The sequence below is a fragment of the Vibrio sp. F13 genome (assembly GCF_020806305.2).
In the GTDB taxonomy this organism is placed as follows: domain Bacteria; phylum Pseudomonadota; class Gammaproteobacteria; order Enterobacterales; family Vibrionaceae; genus Vibrio; species Vibrio crassostreae_C.
This window is the reverse complement of sequence record NZ_CP170175.1, coordinates 188376-205478: the sequence shown is the minus strand read 5'-3', so window position 1 is coordinate 205478 and position 17103 is coordinate 188376. Positions and strand designations below refer to the sequence as shown.

Below are 17103 nucleotides of genomic sequence, written 5' to 3'. Positions count from 1 at the left end.
TCAGTTTTGATCTTTAGCTAGATATCAACCAAACGCCTTTTAAAACAGAGGCGTTCTTTCTAAATAAAAACCCAATGGAGCTTCAACTCTGTTGGGTTTTCTTTTTTAGCACTAATGAAAGACGGACACTCGTATCAACTACCAATTTAACTGTTCACCATCGTAAGCGTAGAAGTGCCCACTGTTAGCCGGTGTGGCAGTGCGAATAATATCGACCAACTGATGGGCGACATAGCTTGACTCAAACAACTTACCTTCAGGGACATTGGTCTGAAAAGGCTTCGACAGAGCTGTGTCTGTCGTGCCCGGGTGCAGAGCCAACACGGTGCCTTTCTTAATGGTGCGTTGCCATTCGATCGACATGGTTTTGATGAACATATTTAGGGCTGCTTTCGATGAGCGGTAGCTATACCAACCGCCTAATCTGTTGTCTGAAATACTGCCAACCTTTGCGGATACCACAGCAAACTTTGGATTGTCGCTCGCTTTAAGTATCGGCGTGAAGTGTTTTGCTAATAACAAGCTGGGCAGGGTATTCACAGAGATGTTTTTGAGGAAAAACTCAGGGTCGATGGACGACAAGTTCTTTTCCGGTCCAAGATCTGGAGTGTGGAGCATACCCACGCAGTTGATCAGCCAATCAAGTTGTTCAAACTCAGAACTCAAGCGCTTAATATCAGCTTCGTCGGTGGCGTCGACTTTGTGCCAGCTCAAGCGATTGTTTTCTAGTTCCGGCTGTTGAGAGTGGTAAGTCGCGTCTACATGCACATCAAGAAAATCAAACCGAGAGAGCTCAGATAATAGGTGTTTAACCACAGCGAAACCAATACCGCCGCTCCCACCGACCACCAATATGTGTAATCTGAGTTGCTCCACTATTATAAGTTCTCCAAGTTTGTGATTCGTTGTTCAGCAGTATCGAGAATCGCTTGTTGTGATTGCTCATCCATGTTGTCCCAAGAGCGATATAACATGCCCATACGTGGGTTGCGGTTTAACGCATCGCGGTGCTGGTCCATAAAGCGCCAATACAAGCTATTGAAAGGGCAAGATTGCTCGCCGCTGCGTTCTTTTATCTTGTAGTGACAGCCTTTGCAGTAGTCACTCATGCGGTTGATATAGGAACCGCTGGCAGAGTATGGTTTGGTTCCTACGATCCCGCCATCCGCAAACAGTGCCATACCTCGCGTATTTGGCATTTCAACCCACTCAATCGCGTCGACGTAAATACCGAGGTACCAACTATCGACTTGGTCAGGGTCTATACCCGTGATTAAACAGAAGTTGCCAGTGATCATTAACCTTTGGATGTGGTGCGCGTAAGCAAACTCAAGAGACTGGTCAATCGCATGCTTCATGCAGTTCATCTTGGTTTGTCCGTCCCAAAAGTAATGGGGCAGGTTATTATGTGCTGAGTAATGGTTTTTGTTGGCGTAAGCAGGCATGTTTGCCCAATAGACGGCGCGTATGTACTCTCGCCACCCCAGTATTTGGCGTACAAATCCTTCGACCTGTGCAATATCGATGCTTGGCTTATCTGGTGAGCTGTCTCGAAGACAGGATGCTTGGTAGGCCGACAGTGCTGCATCAATCACTTCTTTAGGGCTCAGCAGTTTACTGTTCAGCGAGAACGATATACGGCTATGATACAAGCTCCATTTAGAGTCGTGCTCTGTCGTCATCGCATCTTGAAACTGCCCAAATAACGGCAAGCAGACTTGGCAGAAATGAGCGAGTAGAGACAAGCTTTGTGCGCGGTTCACCGGCCATAGTAACTGGTTACCGACTTGACCAATGGTTTGTACTTGGTGACGTTCGATACGTTGCAAAATGTCGGTTATATCATTGGTAAACATCAGCGGCTGAGGTAGGTTTTCGATGTCTTGTTTCTTGAGCTTATTTCGATTGTTCGCGTCGTAATTCCATTTTCCGCCAACGGGCTTTCCGTCTTCTAGCAAAATGTCGAAACGTTTTCTCATTCGGCGATAGAAGTGTTCCATCATGATGTGTTTGTCTTTTGGAAACTGTTGTTCTATCTCCTCGAATGGAAAGAGGAAGTGTTCTGTATCACAACAACCTTTGGTCGCATTGGTCAGCTTGAGCTTGTTCATCTGCTCTAAGAGGCGATATTCATCTGGCCTTTGATATTCGAATTTCTCTGCGCCGAATTCGTGTACATAGTGCTTTAAAAGTGTGTCTAGGTTTTCAAATTGCGTTGTGTCGTCAAGAGTAAGGTGGAGTACTTGATGACCTTGTTCTTTGAGTTCGTTAGCGAAGTAACCCATCGCACAGAAAAACGCGGCCACTTTTTGAACGTGAGAGGCAACATAATCTGTTTCTTGTTTTAGCTCAGCAATGATGTAAATAACGTCATCGTTAACCTGTCTAAACCATGAATGCTCAATGTTGAGTTGGTCACCTAATACAAGTCGTACCGTTTTAAATTTCATAATGCGTCCTGGTTTGTGAGGCTTGTTGTGACTGCGTTACCGCCTGTCCATTGATTGATGAAGGCATGGTCTGGGTCGTACATTTCAGTACGTTGATTCAAATCGAAATGACGTGATTTGTTAATTATTAGACGCTTACGAGTTGATAGGCTGACAAGATCACAAATGATTACTCTAAGTGGGAAATAGGAGATTTCGGTCAGGATGAGTGTGTGGAAGAGGATATCAAGCCAACCAATAATACCGATAGAGGTTGGCAAAGCCGGTTATTTTTGAGTGTCGAACTGGAGCTTCTATTCCATTGGAACAACGAGAATATCGATAGGGGAAGTATCGATGATCTGTTTAGAATGGGAGATGAGCTTATGCCAAAAATCATGGTGATGGCCGCACAGCAATAGGTCAACTCCGTTTGCTTCGATGGCATTTTTGAGCTTATCGTTCAAATCACCCGTTCCCACGAAAATGTGCTTGATTGGGTGTTTGGCGTAGGCTTCAAACTCTTTCAAATGCTTAACGGCATCTTCATTGATGGGTAAATCACCGTCATTTCCCTGAATATCAACGAGCTCTGGATAAATTTCTCCATGCGTACCATCGATATAAACAAATGAAATGCCAGCCTCCAGTTTATCAGCGAAGAAGGTCGCTCTATCAATGAGAATCTTGGTGTCGTCAGACAGTTCAAGTGCGACCAGAATATGTCGGTAATCCATAATTAAAGCCTCTTGTTGTGAGTTATGTAACAAGCATAGTTTCTGTTGACGCAAATGATATCGAAGAGATCTCATATTCCGTAAAATCATCATTCAATGTTCTTCTAAGCACTATCGTATTTATATCGCTTTGATTGGTAAGAAATTTACAAAAGGTTGATATAGTGGTTGAAGCGCTAGCTTATGCTGTTAGATAGGCTTGATAGTTCAATGCGCCAATAACGAAGAGGCATCAATGACAGCACTACTAACCATTCCCACTCGAACATTAGGTTTCGACTACGATATTGAGATCCGAGACTGGTCTCAAAAGCTCGTCGGCTTTCATGTGTTTGAAGATGGTAGACGACCGCTTGATGGAGGCATTGGGCTGAGCCTCAACCTTGTTGAACAGTTTGACGTGAATGGTCGTTGGCTAAATTCATTACCTGCGCGTTATCGTGAAATCACCGACGACTTTCCAGAATACCAATACCAGATGTTGTGGCTTGCTGCGAATACTTATGAAGCCGCGCAATTGCTTGAATTAAGGCCTGTTATTTTGGCTTTGATCTGCATGAAATACAGTGTCGACAACAAGAAAGCACTGGCACTAAGTCGCTTAGGGCAGAAGAAGATCCTTACCAAGTTGGGCTTAGACGGCAGCAAGGCGACACTCAAATTCATCGACAAGCTAGAGCTTCATTACAATGTTGGTGATGAACTCGACCACATTGTTCGTATTCTCGAACCGCTGCAAAGACGAGTCCTTAAGTTTAAGCATTACTCAAAAGTTGGATACACAGCCCTGCGTTTGGACCAAGTTCATCCATTTCTAACTGGCAGCCGATTAGGGATTGCAATGGTGGAAGAGGGTAGACTTAATGCACCGTCGAAGATGGCGATGTTCCAAGATGCGATATTGTTAGGGCAAGATTTGGAGATGGATGATCCACTGCGTGCGATTACCAGTCAGAACTCTTTTGCGATGTTTGAGCAACTGCATGACCGCTGGACGGAGCAACGCCAATTACGACGCTTGGAGGGTAACTGCCCAATGGATAAAGACATCCCTTATCCCGTTCCTTTACTTGGCAATGACAACATTCATCCGCTCACGGATTATTACGACCTTGAACACGAAGGCATCGAGCAGAAGCACTGTATTGGCGTGTATCACAACCGAATCATGAGCGATCGTTATGTGGTGTTCCGCATGCTCAAGCCTCAGCGTTTAACCATAGGTTTACGCCGCGTCCCGAGCAAAGCATTTCCTTTTGAAATAGACCAAATCTGCGGAAAACGAAATGCACCTCCGTCGGAATCCGCTCGCCAAGTGATTCACGACTGGCTAGAAGCGAGTAAGCAAAAATATCCTAAGCAATAGCCATTAAGTAGAAGGAATACAGGATGTTTCAACAAGGCGATCTTTGCCCTCATTGTGGTTTGATTATTGTGATGCCTAAGGATCTGCAAGGTGAATGCCTAGGATGCGGCGAAGAAATTAATCAAGACCCAGCAGACGATTACGACGAAGAAGAGTAGCTTTACCTACACTTAGATTAAACAAGGCTAGGATAGCCGAATTACTCTCTTTAAAAGGACGGAAAAATGCAGAAAGTAATCTTTAGAAATTGCGATGAAAACTCACCTTATTGGCATGAGTTAGAGGGCTTATTTCAAAGTGAATGGTCTGATTTCAAGTTTAAAGATACATATAAAGAAAACGTACAACTCCCTCCAGTAATAACAGTACTTCGCGATAATGTGGTCATTGGTGGCTTGGCGTATTCCTATTTTCAAGAACCTCACCAAGTTCGTGATGTAGTGTGGATCAACGCTGTGTTTGTCGACCCTCAATGGCGCGGTCAAGGCATTGCCAGTGAACTGATTAATCGTGGTGTCAGACAGGTTTCTTCTGCAGTGCAAACTCAACTCTACGCGTACACCAATATCATGGGTCTCTACCAAGGGCTAGGTTGGTCAATCGTAAATATCGAATCAGAACCGAACCATAAAGTGATGAGTATTGAGCTTAATCGATAAGCTCGGAATAAAAGCCTGATATTAGTTTATCTGCCGTTCGAGTAATGAATTTCTCCCTTTCATCCATAATGCATAAACCTGTTAAATTTTCGTTGAAACTCATGCCGATATCGCCTTTAAATCAAACAACTAGCTGTTGATTAAAACGATCAAGACGATTTATTGCAGCAGTTGTTGAGCACAAAGCCTATATTGACTAGAATGACGCACTTTTTTTATTTACGTACATACAGGTAATGAACATGAGCGATACTAATTCAAGACCAGCTTTACCAGATCATCTTGCAGGCAACCCACGCAGCCCACACCACGTTGCTGAGTGTTTCGAATACCCAATCGGCATTCGTCTAAATGGTAAAGAGCGTACTGATGTTGAAGAATACTGCATCAGCGAAGGTTGGGTTAAGATCCCTTCTCCAAAAGCGCTAGATCGTTTTGGTCAGCCAATGCTTATTACTCTAAAAGGCACTGTAGAAGCTTTTTACATCGACGCATAGTCACGTCGTGTGGCTAGCTAATACTTCGAGTAATTAGCTAATGTTTGCTTAATTAGCCAACATCAAGCCACCAAGCGTTATTACCTAAAAGGGTCTAGAGAAATCTAGACCCTTTTTGTTTGCATTGATTTTAGCGAACTTCTTTAACCAATAGCCCAAACCACCTTCATAACTCCACAGATTCAACCAAAATTGTTGTTATTCACTATGCATTCGCAGTAATAACAAAGTTGTTGTTGGTTGATTTATGTTCGCTCGCTCTTTTTGGATTTATTCGTACTCGAAAGTTCTGATGTTTAATTAAACAGATACAAACAAAAATATGAAGCGCAGTCTAATTAAATGAAACTAATATGCTGTATTTAAAGTTATTTTTTGTTAATAACTACCTCTATCACAGAAATTAATCCTGAAGCACATACAATTCCCTTGATTTCGAATGAGCGCTAAATTTTTTCGTTCGAGCATTTAAATTCTTCCTTCGCCCAATAATTATGAGGTTCCTATGTTTGGAATATTCAAACCTATGGCGCATATCGATCGCTTGTCATCAGATAAGATCGATAGCACCTACACACGACTACGATGGCAGCTGTTTCTTGGCATCTTCGTTGGCTATGCGGGGTACTACTTAGTCCGTAAAAACTTTAGTTTGGCGATGCCTTATCTCATTGAACAAGGTTTTAGCCGTGGAGAACTAGGGGTTGCATTAGCGGCGGTATCTATCGCTTACGGCTTATCTAAGTTCTTAATGGGCAGTGTTTCTGACCGTTCTAATCCTCGATACTTCCTCAGCGGTGGCTTGTTAATGTCGGCACTGGTGATGTTCTGCTTTGGCTTTATGCCTTGGGCAACAGGCAGCATCACTGCGATGTTTATCCTGCTGTTCTTGAATGGTTGGTTCCAAGGTATGGGTTGGCCAGCTTGTGGACGAACCATGGTCCACTGGTGGTCACGAAAAGAACGTGGTGAGATAGTGTCAGTATGGAACGTTGCTCACAACGTGGGTGGCGGTTTGATTGGCCCAATGTTCTTGTTGGGGCTGTGGGCTTTTAACGACGATTGGCGAACCGCTTTTTATGTTCCTGCATTTTTTGCCACTCTCGTTGCTGTCTTTGTTTGGTTTACTGTAAGAGATACACCTCAATCTTGCGGCTTACCACCGATTGAAGAACATAAAGACGATTACCCAGACGACTACGATACGTCTCATGAGAAAGAAATGACGGCGAAAGAGATCTTCTTTAAGTACGTTTTCTCTAACAAACTGTTGTGGTCAATCGCGATTGCTAACGCGTTTGTTTACCTTATCCGTTATGGCGTACTCGACTGGGCTCCGGTTTACTTAAAAGAAGCAAAAGACTTCTCTGTCGATAAATCATCTTGGGCTTACTTCCTGTATGAGTGGGCAGGTATCCCTGGCACCTTATTGTGTGGTTGGATTTCAGATAAGCTATTCAAAGGTCGACGAGCACCTGCAGGTATCTTGTTCATGGTTCTAGTGACAGTCGCTGTGTTGGTATATTGGCTGAACCCTGCGGGTAACCCAACGGTTGATATGTTGGCACTGGTTGCGATTGGTTTCCTTATCTATGGTCCTGTAATGCTGATCGGTTTGTATGCACTGGAACTTGCACCTAAGAAAGCTGCAGGTACAGCGGCTGGTCTAACAGGTTTGTTTGGTTACTTAGGTGGCGCGGTTGCTGCGAACGCAATACTCGGCTTTATGGTTGACCATTACGGTTGGGATGGCGGCTTCATTATTTTGGTCGGCGCTTGTGTAGCTTCAATCATCTGTCTGCTGTACGCCTTCTTAGGTGAGCGTGCGCACCATAAACAAAAAGATCTCGAACGAGAGAAAGAAGCGTTAGCTCAGTAGTGTATTTACTGAATCACATCTATAAATAACAACAGAGGCAGGTATATCCTGCTTCTGTTTTATCAAGGGAAACAATAATGAAAACAACGTCACTGTCTCTGACCTTATTAGCACTAAGCTTATCTGCAAATGCATTAGCAGATCCTTTAGTGATTGCGCATCGCGGTGCTTCTGGTTATTTACCTGAACACACATTACCCGCTAAAGCGCTCGCTTATGCAATGAAACCCGACTACATCGAACAAGATGTCGTGATGACCAAAGACGACCAATTGGTGGTTTTGCATGATCATTATCTAGACCGAGTCACCGATGTCGCGGATCGCTTTCCAACACGTGCTCGTTCAGATGGCCGTTACTACGCGATTGATTTTACGCTCGCTGAGATTAAATCCCTGAAAGTGACCGAAGGCTTTAACCTCGATGACCAAGGTAAAAGAGTGGCAGGGTACCCAACGCGCTTCCCAATGTGGCAGTCTGATTTTCGTGTCGCTACCTTTGCAGAAGAGATCGAGCTGATCCAAGGCCTAAATAAGACCTTAGGTTATGACGTGGGCATCTATCCTGAAATTAAAGCACCTTGGTTCCATCGTCACGAAGGCAAAGACATCTCCAAAGCGGTACTTGCGACCTTGCATCAATATGGTTACCTATCGAAAGACGACAAAGTGTATTTGCAGTGTTTTGACGCCAATGAACTTCAACGCATTAACGATGAGCTCATGCCAGTGATGGAAATGGATCTTAAGCTCGTTCAGTTGATGGCCTATACAGATTGGAATGAAACCATGACCTACCAAGGTGACAAAGCAACGCCGTACAGTTACGACTGGATGTTTGAAGCTGGTGGCATGGAAAAAGTGGCGTCTTATGCGGAAGGAATAGGCCCTTGGAAGCCAATGTTGGTGGACGATGCATCGACCAAAGATAACATCATTATTAAACCGTTAATGAAGTCAGCAAAAGACGCGGGCTTAGATGTTCACCCGTACACGTTCCGTGCTGACCCAGGAAGAATCCCAGCTTATGCTGATAACTTTGATGGCATGTTGGATGTCTTCTACAACCAAGTCAAAGTTGATGGTGTGTTTACCGACTTCCCAGACAAAGCGGTCGACTTCTTGAACCGTTAATACCCCGTCAGTTACGAGCTATTAGTAACGAGATACTAAGAGCCAAAAGCACCGACTAAAGGTGCTTTTGGCTCTTCTTTCACTTTTTGAATCTCCTTGTACTGGCCTCGAAATCCTACCTATATTCTTCTTTCTCAGCCCACATTTTGATATTCACTCGGTTTACAGCTATAACCTGACTTGATAGGTTACTCCCAATGCAGCCAGATGCTTAATCTATAAGTGTTTATCGGCTCAACCTGATATTGAATTTGGAAAGATCATGGAAGAAAGAAGCAAAGCTTATCTTGATAGCTACCTCAACACATTACCAGCAGACGTTGCTTCGCAATACACCTCTTTTAGTGCCGACTATTACTGTGCTGATGAATACAACGCCAACCTCTGCGCCCAGTTAATTCTCAAGGGTGAAAAACAAGCGTCTTGCAGCCTTGAATATTGGTACAGCCATGAAGGCGAGACGAGACCAGTAGTTGGTCACTTGCAAGTCGTCACTGACTGGGATGGCAAGCCCGTCTGTATTGTTGAGATCACGTCGGTTTCGTCGTGCAAATACAACGAAGTGAGTGCGGAGTTTGCTGCTGCAGAAGGCGAGGGTGACAAAACACTAGAATGGTGGAGAAAAGCGCACTGGAACTTCTTCTCTCGTGAATGTGAAGAGCTCAAGATCTCACCAAGTGAAGACATGTTACTTATGTTGGAGCGTTTCAAAGTGGTTTATCAACAGTGAACTCCCCAGTGAGTGCCATGTTGAATCTCGAGGCATGGCACTTTAGGTGTCTTTGACTAAAGCAAGATAACTGGACATCGAACCGCTACTGTCCTTACCAAACGTCACTGCGACTCCACATCTGGGCTATGTTGAACAAAATAGCTACGAACTCTACTTTGATATCGCCTTCGACAACATTCTGTCCTATCAAAGAGATGGCTTGTAGCGATATAGAATCTGCCCAAAGCAATAAAAAGGTAGAGAAGTATGAGCTTAACAATCAGAGAAGTCGTGGTAGAAGATGCACAAGGCATTATTAATGTATTGAATCCAATCATTATCGAAGCGCGTTATACGATCTTGGACCAGACTTTTACTGTTGAAGAAGAAAAGGTATTCATTGAGTCGTTCCCAGAACGTGGTGTATTTAGCGTTGCAGTCAACGAGACGACAAGCCAGCTGCTTGGTTTTCAGAATGTAGAACCATTTGCTACTTACACTAAGGCCTTTGACCATGTTGGTATTATTGGCACTTATGTTGATGCTAATAGCCGTGGGCAGGGCGTCGCCAAGCAGTTGTTTGATTACACATTCAAAGCAGCGAAAGCCAAAGGTTATGAAAAACTGTTCGCCTATGTAAGAGCAGACAACGAGCGCGCGTTAGCGGTATACCTTAAGCAAGGTTTTGAAATCGTCGGAACGGCTAAGAAACACGGTAAGATTGGCGATCAGTACTTTGACGAGATCCTTATCGAGAAGTTTTTATAGGCTCGCTTAAACATTAGATAATTCATCGTATGCAGGAGGCAAGATGACAAAGCTAATCGAATTAACAGAAATAGTCTTATTCGACTGGGGCAATACGCTGATGGTCGATTTCCCAGACGCACAAGGGAAGATGTGTGACTGGGAAACGGTACAAGAAGTGAGTGGTGCTCGTGCATTACTGGCTGAACTCTCTAAAAATCATCAAGTCTACGTTGCCACCAATGCTGGTGATTCCAGTAAAGACGACATCATTCGTGCCTTTGAGCGCGTTGGCCTGTCTCAATATATCTTGGGTTACTTTTGTAAGGCGAGCATTGGCTTTTCTAAGTTCGAGTCGGGGTTCTATCCTGCCATTATTTCTAAGCTCGGTGTTGCACCACCAGACATCACCATGGTTGGCGACACTCTAGAGAAAGACATTTACCCAGCACTTGAAGCGGGTTTGCACGCGGTGTGGTTGAACACGGAAGGAGTTGAGCTTAAGTCACAGCATCCACGTATCGTACAAGTTCAATCCCTAAGCGAACTGTTGGATAAACGCCATGGATGAACATTCAGAGATCTGGCGTCAGTATTACCAAAAAGCACTAAGCAAACCTCATTTAAAGAGAACTGAATTCGCAATCAAACTGAATGAGTCAGGCTTAAATGTTGCGATTGATTGTGGTTGTGGAACAGGTAGTGACATCGCTTTTTTAGAACAACAAGCGTATCAAGTGTATGGCTTCGACGTTAATCCTGATTCGATTGCACTATGTCGGGATCGTTTTGGTCGCAAATCTTTGGTCGAGATATCTGAAAGTGGATTTGAACACTATGATTACCCAAAATCTGGCGTAGTGATTGCCAATTCGAGTCTGTTTTTTGCTGACCCAACGCGTTTTGACGGGGTTTGGCACAATATTGAATACTGTCTTGAAGTAGGTGGCGTATTTGCAGGTGATTTCATGGGCGTCGATGACAGTTGGGCACATGGCTATCGAACTCCAACAACGCCGTTAACGAAAGCCAAAGTACTCAGCTTATTCAACGACTTTGAGATAGTACGATTCCATGAGCGAGACGAACAAGCACTCACGTCGCTGGGTAGGGTGAAGCATTGGCACACATACTCGGTCGTTGCGATTAAACGCCGTTAAAATGTCAGTAACTAAAACCCGTTCGGATGCTTGTCTGTTTTGACGCCAATCTCTCATCTCTTTGCTGTCTAATCCTCTAAGCTAAGTCTAATTTCCACTATAAGGGCTAGACTATGAGTATCGAACGTCACGGAATATCGTTTGGAATTGAACGTGTTAGCGGTGAAACCATCGTTGTGTTTAAAGCGAAAGGCAAGCTTACACACGATGACTATCAAGCAATGATGCCAATTCTAAATACCACGCTAGAAGAACTCGATTCATCTGAACTCAAGATGCTGGTCGACATCTCCACCTTAACGGGTTGGGAGTTACGTGCTGCTTGGGACGATTTTAAACTTGGATTAGAGCTCAATTCGAAGATAGACAAAATCGCGATATATGGTGATAAAAGCTGGCAAGAAATGGCATCAAAAGTAGGCAGTTGGTTTGTGTCCGGTGAGATTAAGTCATTCGAAGACCATGACTCTGCGCTTAAGTGGCTAGTCGATTGATACTATTCGCGGGCAGCTAGAGAGCAGTTCGTAAACATCGCCGATGACAGTTGACGAGAATTGTCTCGAACGCTGTCATTTTTCGTTTTGGCGATGATATTTCCTATTCGATTCAATAGAGTATATTCCTTCCAGCGTGTAACATACCCAGGCTTTGTTTGGTCGCGACTAATGGTGTGGCTTGATTCAGTAAGAACGAGAACTAAAACAGAAATAAGGTCTAACGACATGCATAAGGTAATTGATAAGCTGGCTTGGATATTCATCAAAGACGGCAAGCTGTTGATGGTCAGATCAAAAGGCAAAGAACTGTTCTATCTACCGGGTGGTAAGCGTGAAGCTGGCGAAAGTGATGAGCAAGCACTGGTTCGCGAAATCAAAGAAGAGATCTCAGTTGATTTAGTGCCTGACTCCATCAAATACGTCGAGACGTTTACAGGCCAAGCTGATGGCAAAGCGGAAGGCGTATCGGTGCAATTGACTTGCTATCTTGCTGATTATACCGGCGAACTGTCTCCGGATGCCGAAATTGAAGAGCTTAAGTTTGTGGATGGCAACGACAGAGCGGTATGCTCATTGGCGGCACTGGTTGCGCTTGATTGGTTAGAAGCGAACCAGTATTTGGCTTAAGGTTTTAGCGGCTACTAGCTAATACTGAAGATTGATCTTCAAAAGATCATCGCTTACGAATAGCTTGAAGGGCGGCTGTCTTTCATCAACAGGTCGAGTTTCCTTTGAGCTTTCTTCGTGTCTTGTAAATCCACCACCTCAATCATTTCACACTCATCTCGTACCATCTCATTAATTAGGCTTGGGTAGTGTCGGCAATCTTCTGGTCGGTCTAAGTAAATGCTACATGTGTACTTGGCTTGAGCCTTGGTGTCTTTCGTCGGAACCAGCTCCAGAAAAGGGCAGCGAGTTAAACGTTCGCCAGATTCAGGGTCGAACCAGATCTCGCTTCCTCGAACATATTCAAAGATGTCTGGGTTGAACAACTCCCACAAATCGATCTCTTCTTGAGTCGCGGCAAGGTCGCCATCTCCGTATTTGATACAGCATTTTCCGCATTGATTACAATCTTTCATTATCGACTTCATAAGTTGGTGAGCTTTTATCATTTTACCACTGATAGGCGTGGCACGTTGATTTTGTTGTTCATGGTTAAGCCGTTACGGGCGGGAACTTGGAATAGCGGTACTTAAAATCAATTTATCTATGAACCGCCACTCCAATCAAAGCTGTAAACAGTGATACAATTTGCGCCTCTCACGTTATTCAAACAAAGGCATCAAGATGAGAACCGTATACACCACCGAAGGCAACATTAACGCAAAGAAACAAAAAGAGGCTTACCCAAAGCTCGCTTTATGTGACAAGTGCGTTGGTGACTATGTGGTTATCGAGCAAGGTGAACGAACTTACAAGCCTTGTGCTAAATGTGGTGCCGACGATTAATGCGCCTTGATAAATACCTATGTAAAAGCACTGACCTAACCAAGCCTGAAGCGATTGAACGCATCCATAATGGCGAGGTGAACGTAAACAGTGAAACAGTCACCGATGAATCGACTCAGGTTCATGAAACCAACGCCATCTTGTTTAATGGCATGCCGCTTAAATTGCGTGAATTTCGATACCTCTTAATGCACAAGCCTGCGGGTACTATCTGTTCTAATGTCGATGAAGTTTATCCTTCACTGTTCAACTACATCGAGATAGACAAAGCATCAGAACTGCACATCGCAGGGCGCTTAGATGCCGACACAACAGGCTTAGTCTTGATTACCGATGATGGGCGATGGTCATTCAACATCACTCTGCCAACCAAGTCATGTAAGAAGGTATATCGCGTGACATTGTCACGAGATATCAAAGATGATGTCGCTGACAAGTTCAAAGCGGGCATTCAATTGCAGGGCGAACAAAAACTGACGCGTCCGGCAGAACTCGAAGTGATTACCAGTAAAGAAGTGCTGTTGACCATTACAGAAGGTAAGTTTCATCAAGTAAAACGAATGTTTGCTGCGGTAGGGAATCGAGTTGTTGGACTACACCGTGAGCAGATTGGTGATGTTCGTTTAGATGTTGAAGCAGGTCAGTGGCGTTATCTAACTAAAGCCGAAGTCGACTCATTTCAGCAAGACTCTGAATAAACGCTGTAACCACTTAAAGCGTTAAGCGTGTCAGGACCAGAATATCAGCACTATAAGGATCTAGGATGGAAAACCTCAAAGTCTCAGAAATTAAGTCTTTCGTGCCCGCGAAAGACTTCGATTTATCTAAGCGTTTTTACCAGTCAATCGGCTTCGAAGTGATGTCTGAATTTCACGATATCGCCTATCTACGACACGGCAGTTGTGCGTTCCTTCTGCAAAATTTTTATGAACCTGCGCACTGTCACAATTACATGATGCACTTGCTGGTTGAAGACGTAAAAAGTTGGTATCAACACATTCAAAACTCTAATGTAGTGTCGGAATTTGAAGTCAACGTTTCCGAGGTTGTTGAACAGCCTTGGGGAATGCTTGAGTTTTGTATCACTGACCCAAGTGGTGTGCTGTGGCGTGTGGCTGAAAACATCAGGCCGCGTTAATTCATCCAACTTGCATTAAGGCCAGTGAAAACTTCAAATTATCCATCTGTTTCTTTATTTATGCCGACATAAGGCAATGATCAAATAGGTTCAAACATGGATATAAAGGCTAAAATGCACAGCCAAGACGTTTACTACTGTGACGACGTTGATTTGGTTGCTGAGCAAACTCAATGCTTAGAAGTGCTATACGATTTCAACCATACTCGCCCGAGCGAAGGTGATAAACGACAACAAATCATGAAGCAGTTGTTCGCCGAAGTCGGTGAGGGCTGCTACATTGAACCACCATTACATGCGAACTGGGGGCGTCACACGCACCTAGGCAACAACGTATACGTGAACTTTAATCTGACTCTGGTCGACGACACAGACGTATTCATCGGCGACAACGTGATGATAGCGCCTAACGTGACCATTGCCACTGGCACACATCCCATCAGCCCAGAACTCAGGCTAAAAGCAGCGCAGTTCAATATCCCCGTTCGTATTGGCAACAACGTATGGCTTGGCGCGCACACAGTCGTACTTCCCGGTGTCACCATTGGTGAAAACTCAGTAATAGGCGCAGGCAGCATCGTCACCAAAGACATCCCAGCCAATGTCGTCGCAGTTGGCAACCCATGCAAAGTGATACGCGAAATCAACGAGAGCGACCGAGAGTATTACCACAAAGATCGCCGCATTCCAGATGAACTAAAGTAGGCGGTTTTTCACACGCCTGAAATTAGCTGTGACATAAGTCATTGTTATGCAATGGCTTGGTTGTATATTACTTATCTATCTTAGAAACTAGACAAAATTATTCTGGAGTTAAGTGCAGAATTTTTCTGTCTGATAGCTGTTATATGTACAGGGAGTTTCAATGAAGGGTTTTCTCAAAGGGATTTTATCTTATCTTGTTGTGATCTCGGTAGCTCTGCTAATTTCTCGCAATTTTTTTGATTACCTATCCACAATAGACTTGGTTGACTACATTGCATATAGCGGGGTTTTACTTGTTGTATTGGCAGGCATTACATTTGATGGTAACAATCCAGCTAATCAAGACTTTTTGTCGTTAATGATTCATCGTGAACTTGTGTCCCGAACCAATGACTTTCAAGACGAAACGAATAAAGTAAGTTTTGCAGTTAATGTCGGATTGATTGGTATATTTTTACTTATTGCTAGTGGTGTAATGGCTTGGCATATTAGTAAGTAAAACATATAACAAGGTGCCTAAATCTGATTCGTAAACGCGTGCCGAACTCGCTTCGCTCAGACATGGCATACATCCACTTACAGCGTAGCTAAGCGTTATGCCTCGTCATTCTTCCTGAGTTAAAGTAACTATCCATATCTAGTTTAGGTTCACGGTGCCTTTCTTAACTATTTGGTAGAGTGGCATTTCAATGAGCATGGGGGTTTTGTAATGGGAACTGTAATCGGTTTGGTGATTCTAGTTGCGATAGATTGGTATCTTGTTCGTAAAACAGGGCTTCATATTCATAATTGGATTTCTAAAAAGTATGCCGCGTATCTGTCGAAGAAGGGAAACAAAAAATAACCTTTCTTATTAAGTCATCGGTATAAAAAGCGTTATCTGCTATTCATTTCACACACTGCAAAGATTGGAGGATTCATGAAAGGTAAAGGAAAGTGCCTATGTGGCTCAGTTGAGTTGGAAGTAGAGTACGCCAGTAATGAATTGGGGGCTTGTCATTGTAGTATGTGTAGAAATTGGTCTGGCGGTCCGATGTTAGTCATTGATTGCTCTGATTCCGTCAAAATATCAGGTGAATCAAATGTAGTGAGATATAAGTCATCCGATTGGGCTGAGAGAGGGTTCTGCGGTAAATGTGGTACTCACTTGTTTTACTTTTTAGTGCCAAATAATCAGTATCACCTTCCTGTCGGTTTATTGATGTCTGGGGATGACTACAAGTTAACTCATCAGATATTCATCGATGAAAAGCCCGAATACTACGAATTTAAAAATGAAACACATAATATGACTGGTGCAGAGGTATTTGCCCACTTTGAAAGTGGAGAGTAAATATGAAGCGAGATTTTTCTAAATTAGCGACAACCGATTACGGAAACATACTAAGTAACGAGCACTTTATTGACTTTAGTATTGGTCCTCTTTGGCAGGGAATGCCGCCAATTTTTGGAGAAGCGTTTACTGTCCAGTTAACGTCTGGTGATAATTTAATGCTTCATTCAGCCATATACGAAGCACCAAAAGGTTCCATCATTGTAGTGGATGGAGTTGATAGCGAATATGCAGTAGCCGGCGGTAATGTATGCGCAGTCGCTAAGAGTCGAGGTATCAAAGGTTTTATTATTGATGGTGTCATTCGAGATTTGAATGAAATTTCAGATATGAATTTTCCAGTTTTTGCGAAAGGTGTTCATCCAGTACCGGGAAAGAAAGAGGTCTATTCTGAATTGGGTGCTCCAATCACTTGCGGGGGAGCAAAGGTGTATACGGGAGATATCATTGTTGCTGATGTAGAGGGTATTGTCGTTATTCCTAAATCAAGAAAAGATGAAGTGTTTCGAATGGCTTCAAAGAAAGCAAGTAAAGAGGCGTCATTAACACTCGCTGAGTGGGAAATAAACCACAGGGCCAAAATAGCTCAAGCAATAACGTCTGCGAAACAAAAACCTGAGAGCACTGTAAGCTGATTCGCAATGCGCGGCATTCTTGTC

23 protein-coding genes and 1 pseudogene are annotated in these 17103 nt (G+C 43.7%); 20 read left to right on the top strand and 4 right to left on the bottom strand.

Annotated elements, in window-relative coordinates; translation table 11 throughout:
• Window positions 1-138 precede the first annotated feature (138 nt).
• The 3 genes from LMH68_RS00960 to LMH68_RS00950 form a co-directional block, all read right to left on the bottom strand.
• Window positions 139-879 carry an SDR family oxidoreductase gene (locus LMH68_RS00960; protein WP_229647315.1) on the bottom strand — a complete coding sequence of 247 codons (741 nt, stop codon included), beginning with the start codon at window positions 877-879 and terminating at the stop codon, window positions 139-141.
• Window positions 879-2450 carry a cryptochrome/photolyase family protein gene (locus LMH68_RS00955; RefSeq protein WP_102321009.1) on the bottom strand — a complete coding sequence of 524 codons (1572 nt, stop codon included), beginning with the start codon at window positions 2448-2450 and terminating at the stop codon, window positions 879-881. Before LMH68_RS00955 ends, LMH68_RS00960 begins: the two co-directional genes overlap by 1 nt.
• A 293-nt stretch (window positions 2451-2743) precedes the next feature.
• Window positions 2744-3166 (bottom strand): universal stress protein, encoded by a 423-nt coding sequence (locus LMH68_RS00950; RefSeq protein WP_017063967.1) that lies wholly within the window; start codon window positions 3164-3166, stop codon window positions 2744-2746.
• Between the two features lie 235 nt (window positions 3167-3401).
• Here LMH68_RS00950 and LMH68_RS00945 point away from each other — a divergent pair, with 235 nt between their 5' ends.
• From LMH68_RS00945 to LMH68_RS00885, 13 genes and pseudogenes are all read left to right on the top strand, one after another.
• A complete protein-coding gene (locus tag LMH68_RS00945; RefSeq protein ID WP_017059201.1) occupies window positions 3402-4532 on the top strand; it encodes a PcfJ domain-containing protein in 1131 nt (376 codons plus the stop codon).
• A 23-nt stretch (window positions 4533-4555) separates the two neighbouring features.
• The gene (locus LMH68_RS00940; RefSeq protein WP_267868948.1) at window positions 4556-4690 is read left to right on the top strand and encodes a hypothetical protein; all 135 of its coding nucleotides are present in this window, start codon (window positions 4556-4558) and stop codon (window positions 4688-4690) included.
• Between the two features lie 66 nt (window positions 4691-4756).
• On the top strand, window positions 4757-5191 hold the full coding sequence (locus LMH68_RS00935; RefSeq protein ID WP_017059203.1) for a GNAT family N-acetyltransferase: 435 nt from the start codon (window positions 4757-4759) through the stop codon (window positions 5189-5191).
• Between the two features lie 242 nt (window positions 5192-5433).
• Window positions 5434-5688: a DUF3297 family protein gene (locus tag LMH68_RS00930; RefSeq protein ID WP_017059204.1), complete on the top strand. Its 255-nt coding sequence runs from the start codon at window positions 5434-5436 to the stop codon at window positions 5686-5688.
• A gap of 505 nt (window positions 5689-6193) precedes the next feature.
• The gene (gene glpT, locus LMH68_RS00925) at window positions 6194-7567 is read left to right on the top strand and encodes a glycerol-3-phosphate transporter (protein WP_029235560.1); all 1374 of its coding nucleotides are present in this window, start codon (window positions 6194-6196) and stop codon (window positions 7565-7567) included.
• Between the two features lie 77 nt (window positions 7568-7644).
• Window positions 7645-8700, top strand: a complete 1056-nt coding sequence (gene glpQ, locus LMH68_RS00920; protein WP_229647293.1) for a glycerophosphodiester phosphodiesterase — start codon at window positions 7645-7647, stop codon at window positions 8698-8700.
• A gap of 262 nt (window positions 8701-8962) precedes the next feature.
• Entirely contained in the window at window positions 8963-9430 is a 468-nt protein-coding gene (locus tag LMH68_RS00915; protein WP_229647294.1) for an ASCH domain-containing protein, read from the top strand.
• 73 nt (window positions 9431-9503) lie between these two features.
• Window positions 9504-9638, top strand: a pseudogene (locus LMH68_RS00910) (D-2-hydroxyacid dehydrogenase family protein); the annotation flags it as partial.
• A gap of 41 nt (window positions 9639-9679) precedes the next feature.
• A complete protein-coding gene (locus tag LMH68_RS00905; RefSeq protein WP_229647295.1) occupies window positions 9680-10180 on the top strand; it encodes a GNAT family N-acetyltransferase in 501 nt (166 codons plus the stop codon).
• 43 nt (window positions 10181-10223) lie between these two features.
• Entirely contained in the window at window positions 10224-10730 is a 507-nt protein-coding gene (locus LMH68_RS00900) for an HAD family hydrolase (RefSeq protein WP_017063960.1), read from the top strand.
• Window positions 10723-11319: a class I SAM-dependent methyltransferase gene (locus LMH68_RS00895; RefSeq protein WP_229647296.1), complete on the top strand. Its 597-nt coding sequence runs from the start codon at window positions 10723-10725 to the stop codon at window positions 11317-11319. The genes LMH68_RS00900 and LMH68_RS00895 overlap by 8 nt, the downstream gene beginning before the upstream one ends.
• Before the next feature lie 113 nt (window positions 11320-11432).
• Window positions 11433-11813, top strand: a complete 381-nt coding sequence (locus LMH68_RS00890; protein WP_229647297.1) for an STAS/SEC14 domain-containing protein — start codon at window positions 11433-11435, stop codon at window positions 11811-11813.
• 228 nt (window positions 11814-12041) lie between these two features.
• On the top strand, window positions 12042-12443 hold the full coding sequence (locus tag LMH68_RS00885; protein ID WP_017059210.1) for an NUDIX hydrolase: 402 nt from the start codon (window positions 12042-12044) through the stop codon (window positions 12441-12443).
• A gap of 53 nt (window positions 12444-12496) precedes the next feature.
• On the opposite strand, the gene LMH68_RS00880 is transcribed toward LMH68_RS00885, so the two are convergent.
• A complete protein-coding gene (locus LMH68_RS00880) occupies window positions 12497-12898 on the bottom strand; it encodes a YkgJ family cysteine cluster protein (protein ID WP_017065706.1) in 402 nt (133 codons plus the stop codon).
• A 208-nt stretch (window positions 12899-13106) separates the two neighbouring features.
• On the opposite strand from LMH68_RS00880, the gene LMH68_RS00875 reads away from it, so the two are divergent.
• From LMH68_RS00875 to LMH68_RS00845, 7 genes are all read left to right on the top strand, one after another.
• A complete protein-coding gene (locus LMH68_RS00875; RefSeq protein WP_017059212.1) occupies window positions 13107-13268 on the top strand; it encodes a hypothetical protein in 162 nt (53 codons plus the stop codon).
• Window positions 13268-13966, top strand: a complete 699-nt coding sequence (locus LMH68_RS00870) for a pseudouridine synthase (protein WP_229647298.1) — start codon at window positions 13268-13270, stop codon at window positions 13964-13966. Before LMH68_RS00875 ends, LMH68_RS00870 begins: the two co-directional genes overlap by 1 nt.
• A gap of 65 nt (window positions 13967-14031) precedes the next feature.
• Window positions 14032-14406 (top strand): VOC family protein, encoded by a 375-nt coding sequence (locus tag LMH68_RS00865; protein ID WP_017083580.1) that lies wholly within the window; start codon window positions 14032-14034, stop codon window positions 14404-14406.
• Window positions 14407-14502: 96 nt separating this feature from the next.
• Window positions 14503-15111 carry a sugar O-acetyltransferase gene (locus LMH68_RS00860; protein ID WP_229647299.1) on the top strand — a complete coding sequence of 203 codons (609 nt, stop codon included), beginning with the start codon at window positions 14503-14505 and terminating at the stop codon, window positions 15109-15111.
• 160 nt (window positions 15112-15271) lie between these two features.
• Complete coding sequence (locus LMH68_RS00855; protein ID WP_229647300.1) at window positions 15272-15610, top strand: hypothetical protein; 339 nt, start codon at window positions 15272-15274, stop codon at window positions 15608-15610.
• Window positions 15611-16030: 420 nt separating this feature from the next.
• The gene (locus tag LMH68_RS00850; protein ID WP_017068325.1) at window positions 16031-16444 is read left to right on the top strand and encodes a GFA family protein; all 414 of its coding nucleotides are present in this window, start codon (window positions 16031-16033) and stop codon (window positions 16442-16444) included.
• A 2-nt stretch (window positions 16445-16446) separates the two neighbouring features.
• Window positions 16447-17079 carry an RraA family protein gene (locus LMH68_RS00845; RefSeq protein ID WP_229647301.1) on the top strand — a complete coding sequence of 211 codons (633 nt, stop codon included), beginning with the start codon at window positions 16447-16449 and terminating at the stop codon, window positions 17077-17079.
• Window positions 17080-17103 lie beyond the last annotated feature (24 nt).